12 protein-coding genes and 1 tRNA gene are annotated in these 13,416 nt (G+C 34.9%); 9 read left to right on the top strand and 4 right to left on the bottom strand.

Annotation, left to right across the window (positions count from 1 at the left end; genetic code table 11):
• Nucleotides 1-32: 32 nt before the first annotated feature.
• Nucleotides 33-1,031: a M20/M25/M40 family metallo-hydrolase gene (locus AP058_RS15895; RefSeq protein ID WP_066313118.1), complete on the bottom strand. Its 999-nt coding sequence runs from the start codon at nucleotides 1,029-1,031 to the stop codon at nucleotides 33-35.
• A 193-nt stretch (nucleotides 1,032-1,224) separates the two neighbouring features.
• Nucleotides 1,225-2,367, bottom strand: a complete 1,143-nt coding sequence (locus AP058_RS15890; RefSeq protein ID WP_066313114.1) for an acyl-CoA dehydrogenase family protein — start codon at nucleotides 2,365-2,367, stop codon at nucleotides 1,225-1,227.
• Nucleotides 2,368-2,544: 177 nt separating this feature from the next.
• On the opposite strand from AP058_RS15890, the gene AP058_RS15885 reads away from it, so the two are divergent.
• From AP058_RS15885 to AP058_RS15845, 9 genes are all read left to right on the top strand, one after another.
• Nucleotides 2,545-3,618, top strand: coding sequence for an anhydro-N-acetylmuramic acid kinase (locus AP058_RS15885; protein ID WP_066313113.1), 1,074 nt, complete (start codon nucleotides 2,545-2,547; stop codon nucleotides 3,616-3,618).
• A gap of 152 nt (nucleotides 3,619-3,770) precedes the next feature.
• On the top strand, nucleotides 3,771-4,358 hold the full coding sequence (locus tag AP058_RS15880) for a chalcone isomerase family protein (RefSeq protein ID WP_066313112.1): 588 nt from the start codon (nucleotides 3,771-3,773) through the stop codon (nucleotides 4,356-4,358).
• A 143-nt stretch (nucleotides 4,359-4,501) separates the two neighbouring features.
• On the top strand, nucleotides 4,502-5,728 hold the full coding sequence (locus tag AP058_RS15875) for a Glu/Leu/Phe/Val dehydrogenase dimerization domain-containing protein (RefSeq protein WP_066313111.1): 1,227 nt from the start codon (nucleotides 4,502-4,504) through the stop codon (nucleotides 5,726-5,728).
• Between the two features lie 119 nt (nucleotides 5,729-5,847).
• Nucleotides 5,848-6,552 (top strand): MotA/TolQ/ExbB proton channel family protein, encoded by a 705-nt coding sequence (locus tag AP058_RS15870; protein WP_066313104.1) that lies wholly within the window; start codon nucleotides 5,848-5,850, stop codon nucleotides 6,550-6,552.
• 2 nt (nucleotides 6,553-6,554) lie between these two features.
• Entirely contained in the window at nucleotides 6,555-6,947 is a 393-nt protein-coding gene (locus AP058_RS15865; RefSeq protein WP_066313098.1) for a biopolymer transporter ExbD, read from the top strand.
• Nucleotides 6,948-6,977: 30 nt separating this feature from the next.
• A complete protein-coding gene (locus AP058_RS15860; RefSeq protein ID WP_066313097.1) occupies nucleotides 6,978-7,775 on the top strand; it encodes an energy transducer TonB in 798 nt (265 codons plus the stop codon).
• A 58-nt stretch (nucleotides 7,776-7,833) separates the two neighbouring features.
• Entirely contained in the window at nucleotides 7,834-9,060 is a 1,227-nt protein-coding gene (locus AP058_RS15855) for a folylpolyglutamate synthase/dihydrofolate synthase family protein (RefSeq protein ID WP_066313096.1), read from the top strand.
• Nucleotides 9,061-9,293: 233 nt separating this feature from the next.
• Nucleotides 9,294-9,368, top strand: a tRNA-Val gene (locus AP058_RS15850).
• 586 nt (nucleotides 9,369-9,954) lie between these two features.
• Nucleotides 9,955-12,090, top strand: a complete 2,136-nt coding sequence (locus tag AP058_RS15845) for a cation:proton antiporter (RefSeq protein ID WP_066313560.1) — start codon at nucleotides 9,955-9,957, stop codon at nucleotides 12,088-12,090.
• 508 nt (nucleotides 12,091-12,598) lie between these two features.
• Here the strand turns inward: AP058_RS15845 and rpmA are convergent.
• Entirely contained in the window at nucleotides 12,599-12,859 is a 261-nt protein-coding gene (gene rpmA, locus AP058_RS15840) for a 50S ribosomal protein L27 (RefSeq protein ID WP_066313094.1), read from the bottom strand.
• Nucleotides 12,860-12,883: 24 nt separating this feature from the next.
• Entirely contained in the window at nucleotides 12,884-13,318 is a 435-nt protein-coding gene (gene rplU / locus AP058_RS15835) for a 50S ribosomal protein L21 (protein WP_066313093.1), read from the bottom strand.
• Between the last annotated feature and the right edge of the window lie 98 nt (nucleotides 13,319-13,416).

Below are 13,416 nucleotides of genomic sequence, written 5' to 3'. Positions count from 1 at the left end.
TCGTAAAAATAAGCAAATCGCTATAAAGCAATTTATTTTGTATTCATTTTAATTTCTCTCTTCGCTGATGTTGTCATTGCAGTGACTGCTGGTAAAAAGTCTTGAATAAAAGTAGTCAAGTGTGCGGTATCCATTAATTCAAACTCATCTTTTACATGATGGTAATATTTAAAATTTTCAAAATCGAAAGTACTCACCGACTGGCAAGGCACTTTAAATTGCTGGTAAAACGAATAATTATCCGATCGCTTAAACAATTGATATTCATTTGCTTTTGGTAAAAACCCAACAGTGCTTTTTCCCGTATATTCATTTATTTTTTTAGCCATAGTCGATAATTCAAAACCCGTTATATAGGCTAAATAATCTCTTTTCATTGGTACTCCAATCATTTCAACATTTAGTTGTGCGTATAGATTAAATTTTTGATTAAATAATTTCTTAGCCAAATGCTTAGAGCCTAGTAATCCTTTTTCTTCTCCAGTAAAAAACACAATTAAAACACTGCGTTTATTCGATTTAGTTTCGCTAAAATACTTTGCCATTTCAGCAACAGCAGTTACTCCCGAAGCGTCATCATTTGCACCATTGTTAATTTTATCGGCGTTCGGCGTATTTTTTTCTACACCAATATGATCATAGTGTGCGCTTAAAAGAACAAATTCATTTTTCAACTCTGGATCGGAGCCTTCTATAAATCCAACCACATTATAAGCAGGTCCTTTAAATCGCACTAGCGTATCTTGGTAATACTTAAAATAAGGCTTTACATTATTTTTCTTTAAAAAATCAATTAAAAAGTCGGCTGCTTTTACCATTCCGATTTCTCCAGTTTCGCGTCCTTCCATTTCATCCGATGCCAATTTTTTAAGAAAAGAACTTACTTCGTCTGGATTTACTTTATAGGTAACTTCAATTGGCTTTAATGACTTTGAAGGTTTGCTCGTAATCTCTGTCTCTGCCTTTTGTTGCGGAGAAGTTGTTTTACAGCTAATAAATAAAAACGGAATTAATAGGTAAAGATATCTCATACTATTATTTGTAAAGTTATATCGAAAGTAAATAGCTGCAATATACAACTATTTCAAATTTATATAAAAACCAAGTTCGACAAGATTTTGATCTCACACAATTGGAACAAGCTAAGGAAAAAACGAAAAAAATAAATAAAAAACCCTTCCGAACATTAAATCGAAAGGGCAATTAATATAGTTCTAAAAAAAATTATCCTGCGATAACAGCTCTCGAGATTACGATTTTTTGAATCTCTGAAGTTCCTTCATAAATTTGAGTAATCTTTGCATCTCGCATCATACGTTCTACATGATATTCTCTAACGTAACCATTTCCACCATGAATTTGAACTGCTTCAACAGTTGTATCCATAGCAACTTGCGAAGCAAATAATTTTGCCATAGCACCACTTACGTCATAATTATTATGTTGGTCTTTGTCCCAAGCAGCTTTCATACACAAATGACGTGCAGCTTCAATGTTAACAGCCATGTCCGCCAATTTAAACGCAATAGCTTGGTGGTTGCAAATTTCGGTTCCAAAAGCTTTACGAACTTTAGAATATTGCAAGGCCAACTCGTAAGCACCAGATGCAATTCCTAACGCTTGCGATGCGATTCCGATTCGTCCACCTGCCAAAGTTTTCATCGCAAATTTAAATCCGAAACCATCTTCACCAATTCTATTCTCTTTAGGTACTTTTACATCGGTAAACATTAAAGAGTGTGTATCCGAACCGCGAATTCCCATCTTTTGTTCTTTTGGACCAATTGAAAAACCAGGCATGTCTTTGGTCATAATCAAAGCATTAATTCCTTTGTGTTTCTTCTCAGCATGCGTTTGTGCGATTACCAAATAAACCGAAGCCGTGTTTCCGTTGGTAATCCAGTTTTTCGTACCGTTTACCAAATAATGATCGCCCATATCAATAGCTGAAGTTTGTTGCGAAGTAGCATCACTACCGGCTTCTGGCTCACTCAAACAAAAAGCACCGTGAATTTGACCTGATGCTAATTGTGGTAAATATTTTTCCTTTTGCTCTTCAGTTCCAAATTCTTGAAGACCCCAGCAAACTAGCGAATTATTAACAGACATAACTACCGACGCCGAAGCATCAACCTTAGAAATTTCTTCCATTGCAATCACATACGAAATTGCATCTAAACCACTTCCGCCATATTTCGGGTCCACCATCATTCCCATAAAACCTAATTCTCCCATTTTTTTTATTTGTTCTGTTGGGAAAATCTGTTTATCGTCTCTTTCTATAACACCTGGCAACAATTCATTTTGAGCAAAATCTCTTGCTGCTTTTTGAATCATCAAATGTTCTTCCGTAAGATTAAAATCCATACTATTAAAAATTAAATTCTTCATCCGAAAATCACCAAAACAACTTACTGAGCTGCTTTAACTGACATGAAAAATAATTATACGTTGTTAAAATTTGTTTGGCTATTAGCTAAAATTTGTCTCCAAATATACTTTTTTAATTATTAATTTTTCAATAATCATTTGTAATTTTGACCTATGAAGGAAAATTACTATAACGTTATCGGAGTTATGTCTGGAACATCGCTCGACGGAATTGATTTGGCTCATATTCATTTGTCTAAAAAAGAGGAACAGTGGAAATTTTCGATTTTAGAAGCGGAGACAATTCCTTATAACGCAGCCTGGCTGAAACAGTTAAAAACTGCCGTCAATTATTCGAACGATGAACTAGAGCAACTGAACGAAAACTACACAGATTTACTGGCAAATTGTATTTTAACTTTTATACAAAAAAACGAAATTAAAAATCTAGATGCCGTTTGCTCACACGGTCATACAATTTTACATCAACCCGAAAAAGGAATTACGTTACAAATTGGAAATCTTTCGAAAATTGCTACACTCATTAATGAAACTGTCGTTTGCGATTTTAGAATACAAGATGTAGCATTGGGCGGTCAAGGCGCTCCACTAGTACCAATTGGTGACCGCCTTTTATTTAGTGAGTACTACTATTGTATGAATTTAGGTGGATTTTCGAATATTTCCTTCGAAGCGAATCAAAAGCGAATTGCTTTCGATATTAGTCCGGTTAACACAGTATTAAATTTCTATGCCAATCAATTAAATTTACCTTACGACGACAAAGGTGCGATTGCACGTAAAGGGCAACTTAATACTGATTTGTTAGAAGACCTCAATCAGTTGGATTACTACCAACTTTCTTTCCCCAAATCTTTGGGTGTCGAGTTTGTAAATCAAATTGTTTTACCCCTATTAGAATCGTACCCAATTAGTATAGAAGATAAAATGCACACGTTTACGAAGCACATTGCCATTCAAACCAAAAACGCGCTTCCAGTAATTGAGCAAAAAATATTGATAACTGGTGGTGGAGCTTACAACGATTTTTTAATAGAAGCAATACAGGAAACACTACCAAAGATGACTATTGTCATTCCTGACAATAAAATTTTAGAATATAAAGAAGCGCTAATCTTTGCTTTATTAGGAATTTTAAGACTGCTAAATGAGAATAATTGCTTATCAAGTGTTACGGGAGCTAAAAAAGACCACAGTTCTGGAAGTATTTTTTATAAAATTGGTTAAATATATTAGAGATAATATATTTTTTCACTAATTCCATATCATTTTCATAATTATGCATTTGCGGCCATTTTCAAGCAAAAAGACCGTATAAAAAACGCGTAAAGCTATAATTTTCAGCTACTTTTGCAAAAAAAATAAATAGCCACACAAATATGAAAAAATTATTACCTCTTTTAAGCTTACTTTTAATTTTACCATTATCGAATGTAATGGCACAAAAAGAATTTAATGTAAATGGTGTAATTGTACCAAGAACATTAGAATTTAAAAGTAGAGAATTGTCTTTAAATGGCGTAGGTCAGCGTTCAAAAATGTTTACTGAGCTGTACGTTCAAGCATTGTACCTATCGCAATTGTCTCAAGATGCTGCATTTATTATCGACAGTGATACAGAAATGGCTATTAGAATTCAAGTTACTTCTGGATTAGTCTCTTCAAAAAAATTATCTAAAGCCTTAGAAAAAGGAGTTGAAAGATCGGTTGGACCTAAAGGCTTCGTAAAGCTTACTGATAAGTTGCTGCAATTGGAAAGACTTATTGGAAAAGAAGAAACCAAAAAAGGAGATGCTTTTAATTTAATATACAGTCCAATGGACAGTGCTCTATTAATTTATAAAAATGATCGTTACGAAGGTAAAATTGATGGTTTTGAATTTAAAAAAGCATTCTTCGGAATTTGGCTATCAGAAGACCCGGTTGATAAAATCTTGAAAGAAGATTTACTAGGCAGATACAAGTAAAAACAACGTTTTATCTATACTTAACCCGATAGAAAAATTTAAAATAAATTTTTCTATCGGGTTTTTTTCGTTTTAACTTTAAAATAAATATTTCACATTATTACATTCGTTATATTTGCAAAAATTAAACTAATCGCAATTAAATGAAAGATTTATTAAAGAAATTTGAAAATAAAGAACCCGAGATAGTTTTTAATTGGAAAGACTCAGAAACAGAAGCTGAAGGTTGGACCGTAATAAACTCGCTTAGAGGTGGCGCTGCTGGCGGTGGAACTCGAATGAGAAAAGGCCTAGACATGAACGAAGTACTGTCTTTGGCCAAAACCATGGAAGTTAAGTTTTCGGTATCTGGCCCTGCGATTGGAGGTGCTAAATCTGGAATTAACTTTGACCCTACTGATCCACGAAAAAAAGGAGTTTTGCAACGCTGGTATAAAGCCGTTTACCCTTTACTGAAAAGTTATTACGGAACAGGTGGCGACATGAATGTTGATGAAATTCACGAAGTTATACCAATGACCGAAGAGTGTGGAATTTGGCATCCGCAAGAAGGTGTTTTTAATGGTCACTTTAAACCGACCGAAGCAGACAAAATTAATAGAATCGGCCAGTTGCGTCAGGGCGTTATCAAAGTAATCGAAAACCCCGCTTTTTCTCCAGACGTCAATAAGAAACTCACCATTGCAGATATGATTACTGGTTATGGTGTCGTTCAAGCCGTTCGTCATTATTACGCTATTTACGGCGGGAATGTTAAGGGCAAGAAAGCCATTGTGCAAGGTTTTGGAAATGTCGGTTCTGCTGCCGCATTTTACCTTGCTGCTATGGGCGTTAAAATTATCGGAATCATCGATAGAGACGGTGGTATAATTAATAAAGAAGGGTTTACTTTCGAAGAAATCAGAACATTCTATTTGGCAAAAGATGGCAATAAATTAGTTGCCAAAAACATGATTCCTTTTGACGAAATTAACGAACAAATCTGGACCATCGGTGCAGAAATCTTCACTCCTTGCGCCGCTTCAAGATTAGTTACGCAAAGCCAAATGGAGCGCTTAATTGCCAACGGATTAGAAGTGGTGTCTTGTGGTGCTAATGTGCCTTTTTCAGACACGGCTATTTTCTTTGGTCCAATAATGGAAGAAGTTGATCATAAAGTGAGCTTAATTCCCGATTTTATTTCAAATTGTGGTATGGCGCGTGTTTTTGCTTATTTCATGGAGAAAAAAGTCGAGATGACCGATGAAGCTATTTTTGAAGACACCTCTGAAACCATCAGAAAGGCTATTGAAAAAGCACATGCTTTGAATCCATCAAAAACTAATATAAGTGCAACTGCATTCGAGATTGCACTCAAACAATTAGTATAAAAAAAACCTTTGTATTGAAACGCTAATTTTTTCTTAACATCTTTGGACTTTCCCATATTTGAATAAAAACTAACAATTTTTGTAATATATTAGCGTTTCAATAACAAAGAAAATTTTTTATGAGTATACTGCTTCAAACAGATAGTTTATCTGTTGCACAAGAAACTATGGCGGACGCCGTTCCTGTTGAAAAAACGCTATCTATTATCGAACTCCTAACTAGCGGAGGAATAGGAGGTCAAATCATAATGTTCGCTTTATTTTTAATGTTTTTCGCTGCCCTATATTTGTATTTTGAACGCTTAATGGCTATCAAAAAAGCTACACAAATAGACAGTAATTTCATGAATCAAATTCGCGAAAATATTAGAAACGGACGCATCGATAACGCTAAAATGCTTTGTGCTCACTCTACTTCACCAGTTGCTCGTTTAATTGAAAAAGGAATTTCTCGTATTGGTAAGCCTTTAGATGACATTAACACTGCGATCGAAAATGCTGGAAAACTTGAAATTTACAAATTAGAAAAAAACGTAAGCATGCTAGCGACTATTTCTGGAGCTGGACCGATGACTGGTTTTCTTGGAACGGTTGTCGGAATGATTCTTGCGTTTCACAAAATGGCAAGTTCTGGCGGACAAATTGAAGTTGGCGCACTTTCTGAAGGAATTTACACGGCAATGACAACAACTGTAGTTGGATTAGTTGTCGGAATTATTGCTTATGTTGGTTACAATCACTTAGTGGTAAAAACAGATAAAGTTGTTCACATGATGGAAGCTAATGCTGTTGATTTTCTAGACCTATTAAATGACCCATCTTAACTATGAACCTTAGAGGAAGAAATAAAGTAAGTCCCGAATTCAATATGTCATCTATGACTGATATTGTATTCTTACTATTGATATTTTTCATGCTTACATCAACAATGGTTACCACTAATGCTTTAGATTTAGTATTGCCAAAAGCAAAAGGAAAAACCGACAGCAATAAAAATATTGCGGTAAGTATCGACAAAGATTTGCAATTTTATATTGACAAAGAAAAAATCTCTGAAACTGATTTAGAGCCAAAATTGCTTTCTATTTTTGGAAGTGATAAAACCAAAGCAATTATTTTAAGAGCCGAAGAAGGCGTGCCGATAGAGAAAGCTGTTAGTGTTTTAGATATCGCCAACCGCAATCAGATTAAAGTAGTTTTAGCCGTTAGACCCAAATAATTCTGTGCAAAAGCACAAGAAGTATTCCTTATGAAATATTTAGAAACAGAAGAAGAAAGAAAATCATTTGCTATTACAAGCGTCTTGTTTGTAATTATGTTTTTGCTGTTTTTCTTTTTAGGACTAACCTCTTTGGACCCACCTCCGGAAAATGGAATAGCCATCAATTTTGGGACCACCGATGTAGGCATGGGAGACATTCAGCCAACCGAAGCCATTCAATCTGCTCCACAGCCTACCACCGCGCAACCTGCAGCAGCCAGCGATGATGAAGTTATGTCGCAAGATATTGAAGAGGCAGTGGTTATGAAAGAGACCAAAAAAGAAAAACCAACTAAAAGCACGGCAAAAGAAGAAGTTAAACCGAAGGCTGTCGAAAGCCCGAAACCATCCAAAAGTACCTCTGATGCTTTATCGAGTTTACTAAACGGACCAAAATCTGACGGAAAAGCAAGCGGTGGCGAAGGCAACGACAATTTAGCTGGAGACAAAGGAAATCCTAACGGTGATCCATATGCTAACAGTTACTATGGTTCTGGTGGAGGAACTGGAGGCGGAAGAGGCTGGGGATTAAACGGTAGAAAATTAAGCGCAACAGGAAAAGAAGTTCAAAAATGCAATGAATTCGGGACTGTGGTCGTTCAAATTACAGTAAATAGAAGCGGAAATGTAATTGCAGCAAAATACACAAAGGGAACCACAAATACCAACCCATGTTTGGTTGAGCCGGCTATAGCCACAGCTAAAAAATACAAATGGCAACCCGATTCTAATGCACCCGAAACGCAAGTTGGCTTCATCACTGTCAATTTTAAATTGGGAGAATAATCATAACTAAAATAATAAAAACTCAAGTATCTTTGGGTTTTTATTATTTATAGACTACATGAATTACCAAGAAACTACCCATTGGATGTTCAATCAACTTCCAATGTACCAAACTCAAGGCGCAAGTGCTTACAAAGAAGATTTAACCAACATTGTACTATTGTGCAATTATCTTGGCAATCCACAAGAAAAGCTTAAATGCATTCACGTTGCAGGAACCAACGGAAAAGGATCTACCTCGCACATGCTTGCTTCTGTTTTACAAGAGGCCGGCTACAAAGTCGGACTTTATACTTCTCCCCACTTAAAAGACTTCAGAGAGCGCATTAAAATCAATGGCGATGATATTTCAGAAAATTTCGTCTGTGAATTTGTAAAGAAACACCAGTCGTTTTTTGAGAAAGAATCCTTAAGTTTTTTCGAAATGTCAGTAGGCTTGGCTTTTGATTATTTTGCTGCAGAGAAAGTGGATATTGCCATTATTGAAGTAGGAATGGGCGGCAGATTGGACGCCACTAATATCATTAAACCACTTATTTCAGTAATTACTAATATCGATTTAGATCACACTCAATTTTTAGGAAATACAGTAGAATCGGTTGCTACTGAAAAAGCAGGAATAATTAAATACCAAACTCCAGTTGTTATAGGCGAATACACTGCAGAAACCAAACCTGTTTTTTTAGCTAGAGCGAAAGAATTAGAAAGCGAAATTTATTTTGCTTCAGAACGTGTTGAAGAGGCATTTCCTTCAGACTTGCTGGGCGATTATCAACAACACAATAAAAAAACGGTTCAGCAAACTATTGCGGTACTTAATCAATATAGCGGTTTTACTATTTCTGAAGAACAAATAAGAAACGGACTTTTGAAAGTTGTAAAAAACACACATCTTCTAGGAAGATGGCAGCAATTAGGCACTTCGCCAAAAATTATTTGTGACACTGCGCACAATAAAAATGGGTTGCAAATTGTACTGAATCAAGTTAAGAAACAAAAATTTAAAAAGCTTCACATTGTTTTAGGAGTCGTAAACGATAAGGATTTGGCTAGCATTTTACCTTTATTTCCAACTGAAGCCCAGTATTATTTTTGCAAACCGAATAATTTTAGAGGGCTAGACACCGAAACACTTCAAAACAAAGCTCTTTCTCATGGTTTAAAGGGCGCAACATACGAATCAGTTGCAGCTGCTTATCAAAGCGCCGTTAAAGCGGCTTCGGCAGCTGACTTCATTTTTATTGGAGGAAGTAATTTTGTAATTGCCGAAATACCGAATTTGTAATGCTGCTTATCCAAAAAACTCAATACAGCATAACCACACTATTATGTTCTTGTTTCATAACATAGGATTAAATATCAAATTCAATTAAAAGCATAAAAAACAAAGGAGTAAAAATCTAGTTGTCAAGGCACTAAAAAATAATTTAAATTTTTATTTAAAAATGTTTTGCATATCAATAAAACTGCCTTATATTTGCACTCGCAATCACAAAATGATAGCAACCTAGTAAAATAGGGCGATTAGCTCAGCTGGTTCAGAGCACCTCGTTTACACCGAGGGGGTCGGGGGTTCGAACCCCTCATCGCCCACAGAATTACAACCTCTAAAGTCATTTGATTTTAGAGGTTTTTTTTTTGAAACAAAATGCAATTACTCCTGTAGCACTTCAACTATTTTTAGCATAAAAATCTCCACGGCAGCAAGCTTAATTTTATTATCTAATTCATTAAATTTTAGCACTTATAGTTCGCAAGCTTAAAACCCTACGACCCCTACAAACAGCGCTTTCAGCTCCTTATTTTAAGTCTTTTTAAAAATTTAAAAAACCGCTGATAGATCTAAAAAAAATACTACTTTAGTTGCTAATTTCAATATGTAAATTATTTGCACAATTTAAAAAGTACTAACAAAACTAGAAAGAAAATTATCTCCACAATAAAGCACTTTCAGCATATTGATCCCCTTAAAATCAAACACTTAAACTAATTCCTAACGGGACAAATTTATAAAATTTACGTTTTCAAAAAAGATCTGATCGAAATAGTAATTCAAATTTATTATTCTACAAACATGCAACGTTTAAATAAGCACCAAATTTGCTTTAATTTCAGCACCGCTTGTGGCGCATCTTTTACAATACAATACAATACAATAAACGAACAAAGAGCATATAATATGACCGACTTTTTTAGCCACCTATTACACGAATTTAAATTACCACTTGATAATCCTGTGCTAATTTTTTCATTAATACTTTTCATTATTCTTTTATCTCCCATTCTACTTAAAAGACTAAATATTCCTGGCATTATAGGATTAATTATTTCGGGAGTTGTGATCGGTCCTTACGGACTGAACATTCTGGAAAAAAACTCAGCAGTTGATCTGTTCTCAACAATTGGATTATTGTACATCATGTTTATTGCAGGTCTTGAACTTGACATGAATGAATTTAAATCCAATCGAAATAAAAGCCTGTTATTCGGACTATTTACCTTTATCGTCCCTTTAGGATTAGGGTTTCCGGTTTGCTTTTACTTTCTAGAATATGATTTTAACGCAAGCTTACTAACCGCGAGCATGTTTGCCACACATACACTTGTAGCCTATCCGATAGTTAGTAAACTCGGTGTCTCAAAAAACCAAGCAGTCGCCGTCACTGTTGGAGGTACCATTTTAACCGACACCGCTGTATTAATCATCTTAGCAGTGATAATGAGCAATAGTCAAGGAAACCTAAATCAAGCCTTTTGGATTAAGTTAACCGTTTCACTTGCCATTTTCTCAGCTATTATGTTTCTCATCATTCCGAGAATTGCAAAATGGTTTTTCCGAAAACTTGAAAGTGAAAAGCACTCACATTATATATTTGTATTGGCCGTAGTTTTCTTTGCAGCGTTTTTAGCAGAAGTAGCCGGCGTAGAACCAATCATTGGAGCATTCGTTGCTGGACTAGCTTTAAACAAACTAATTCCTCATTCTTCTGCATTAATGAACCGAATAGAGTTTATCGGCAACTCTTTATTCATTCCGTTTTTCTTAATAAGCGTAGGAATGCTTGTTGATATTAGCGTTATTTTAAGTGGTCCAGTAGCACTTATTGTAGCCGCAACCCTAACTGTTGTCGCTTTATTTGGAAAATGGTTTGCCGCATTGTTTACGCAGCAAATTTTTAAATACTCAACCGCACAACGTCAACTTATATTTGGTTTAAGCAGCGCACATGCCGCGGCAACACTTGCGGTAATTTTAGTAGGCTATAAAGCTGGAATTCTAGATGAGAATATATTAAACGGAACCATTATACTTATTTTGGTGACCTGTATTGTAGCTTCGTTTGTTACCGAAAAAGCAGCTAAAAAAATCCTAATTGAAAGTGAACATGATAATACTGATTTAATAGTTAGCCACAACGAGCACGTATTATTACCAATAGCAAATGTGGATAGTATTGAAAAATTATTGGAATTTTCTATTTTCATCAAAGATAAAAAATCACCAAATCCAATTTCAATTCTTTCGGTTGTTTCTAATAATGATGAAGCAGAAATAAATATTTTAAAAGCCAGAAATAAACTCGAAGAATTTGTAAAGCAAGCTTCTGCATCCGAAACAAATGTCAACATAATTACAACCATTGATCACAACCCGACAAGTGGTATTTCACGTATTTCTAGAGAAATTATGGCCGACATTATTATTCTCGGATGGCCTAGAAAAATTGGATTTATCGACAAATTAATTGGCGACAAAGTAGAAGGCGTTTTGAGCAATACAGACAAGACAACTTTTGTATGCGATCTTGAAAAACCTTTAGTAACTCATAAAAGAATTATTATAGCCGTTCCGCCTTTAGCCGAACATGAAAATGGCTTCGAGCATTGGTTAACTAAAATCGCAATTTTAGCGCAAGAATTAAGCATATCAATTCAACTGTTTTGCAACGAATCGACTGAGAGAGCCATTGCCAAGGTACTAAAGTCAGCAAAATTATCTGCATCAATCGTTTTTAATCCGTTTAGCGACTGGGATGATTTTCTTATTCTAGCAAGAAACGTGCGAGAAGACGATTTGTTCGTATTGATTTCGGCTCATAGAGGCGCAACCTCTCACCTATCAGTATTAGAAAATTTACCCAATAAACTCGAAAAACACTTCCCTTTCAATAATAAAATTGTAGTGTATCCCCAGCAATTTAATCGTAATTTAATACGAGAACGATATGAAAATATTTCCTCAGAACCGCTATCTAAAGGAATTGAGACGATACAAAAGTTGGGAAAAGAATTTGGAAATATTTTTAAGAAGTAAATTCAAAAAAAGTAAACCAGTAAAATCAACTGAATCATTCATTCATATAAAAGTAATTCAGTTGTTCCAATTAAAAATTGCATTCTAATTTTTCCTGAAATCATATCTTAATGTTTAGTCAGAAAACAAAATGACTTCAGAATCAGCGTTAATATTGAACGGTCAGACAAGCGCAGTACGCAGCAATACAGTTTTAATTGAAAAAAAAAGCACTATCTCTTTTAAAAAATAATTTAAAAATTACTTTAGTAACCAAATCGAGTGATCATCAGGTCTTGGCAAGCGCTTTAAAGCCAATTCACAACTAAGAAGCACAATGTCGCTCAAAGCAGATTTGACACAGCAACGGAGAAACAAATCGATTTCTCGAACAGCATTAAATTATTTTATTCCGACGATAATAACTTTCTACTTTTTCCCTTAAATCAAAGCACAGGTTAGTTAAAAATTTAACAATAAAAAAGCCCGAACTTTACAGAACGGGCTTTATAAAATATAATCGCAGTTATTATGCTTCGAATGGAAGGATAGAAACGTATGATTTATTGTCTCTTTTCTTTTGGAACTTAACAATACCAGGAACTCTTGCATGTAAAGTATGATCTTTACTAATGTAAACGTTTTCACCTGGGTTATGTTTAGAACCTCTTTGTCTTACGATGATGTTCCCAGCAATAGCAGCTTGACCACCAAAAATCTTAACACCTAAGCGTTTTGATTCTGATTCTCTACCATTCTTCGAACTACCGACACCTTTCTTGTGAGCCATGATGTTTTAGTTTTAATATTGTTATTATTCTTTAGTATCTTCTTTTTTAGCTTTTGGAGCTGCTTTTTTAGCCTTTGGAGCTGGAGCTGCTTCATCTTTAGCTACTGGTTCAGCTGCTTCTTTCTTTGTAGCTGCTTTTTTAGTTCCACCAGTGGTAATACCAGAAATTTGGATTTGCGTCAAGTACTGACGGTGTCCATTTTTCTTTTTGTAACCTTTTCTTCTTTTCTTTTTGAAAATAATTACTTTATCACCTTTTAAGTGTTGTAACACTTTAGCTTCTACAGAAGCACCTTCTATAGCTGGGGCGCCTAAAGTTATGGTTCCGTTATCATCTAACAAAAGAACTTTTGCAAATGAAATTGCATCTCCTTCTTTGTCAATCAAACGGTTCACATAAACCTTTAAGTCTTTGCTTACTTTAAATTGTTGCCCTGCTATCTCTACGATTGCATACATATCAAATTGTTTTAATAATTTTAAGGTTGCAAATATACAATTAAAAATTTATGATACAATCGCTAATTACAAAATAATTAGAAAACTTACAACACCGA

Origin of the sequence: Flavobacterium sp. TAB 87 (assembly GCF_001529295.1) — a bacterium.
In the GTDB taxonomy this organism is placed as follows: domain Bacteria; phylum Bacteroidota; class Bacteroidia; order Flavobacteriales; family Flavobacteriaceae; genus Flavobacterium.
Note: the sequence above shows the minus strand (reverse complement) of the source record. Positions and strands in the feature narration are given on the sequence as shown.

What these genes read in the sequence shown, in the direction of transcription:
- AP058_RS15895 (WP_066313118.1), bottom strand. Translation starts at nt 1,031, where the DNA reads ATGAGATATCTTTACCTATTAATTCCGTTTTTATTTATTAGCTGTAAA.
- rplU (WP_066313093.1), bottom strand. Translation starts at nt 13,318, where the DNA reads ATGTATGCAATCGTAGAGATAGCAGGGCAACAATTTAAAGTAAGCAAA.
- AP058_RS15880 (WP_066313112.1), top strand. Translation starts at nt 3,771, where the DNA reads ATGAAAAAATTATTACCTCTTTTAAGCTTACTTTTAATTTTACCATTA.
- AP058_RS15885 (WP_066313113.1), top strand. Translation starts at nt 2,545, where the DNA reads ATGAAGGAAAATTACTATAACGTTATCGGAGTTATGTCTGGAACATCG.
- AP058_RS15855 (WP_066313096.1), top strand. Translation starts at nt 7,834, where the DNA reads ATGAATTACCAAGAAACTACCCATTGGATGTTCAATCAACTTCCAATG.
- rpmA (WP_066313094.1), bottom strand. Translation starts at nt 12,859, where the DNA reads ATGGCTCACAAGAAAGGTGTCGGTAGTTCGAAGAATGGTAGAGAATCA.
- AP058_RS15860 (WP_066313097.1), top strand. Translation starts at nt 6,978, where the DNA reads ATGAAATATTTAGAAACAGAAGAAGAAAGAAAATCATTTGCTATTACA.
- AP058_RS15870 (WP_066313104.1), top strand. Translation starts at nt 5,848, where the DNA reads ATGAGTATACTGCTTCAAACAGATAGTTTATCTGTTGCACAAGAAACT.
- AP058_RS15875 (WP_066313111.1), top strand. Translation starts at nt 4,502, where the DNA reads ATGAAAGATTTATTAAAGAAATTTGAAAATAAAGAACCCGAGATAGTT.
- AP058_RS15845 (WP_066313560.1), top strand. Translation starts at nt 9,955, where the DNA reads ATGACCGACTTTTTTAGCCACCTATTACACGAATTTAAATTACCACTT.
- AP058_RS15865 (WP_066313098.1), top strand. Translation starts at nt 6,555, where the DNA reads ATGAACCTTAGAGGAAGAAATAAAGTAAGTCCCGAATTCAATATGTCA.
- AP058_RS15890 (WP_066313114.1), bottom strand. Translation starts at nt 2,367, where the DNA reads ATGGATTTTAATCTTACGGAAGAACATTTGATGATTCAAAAAGCAGCA.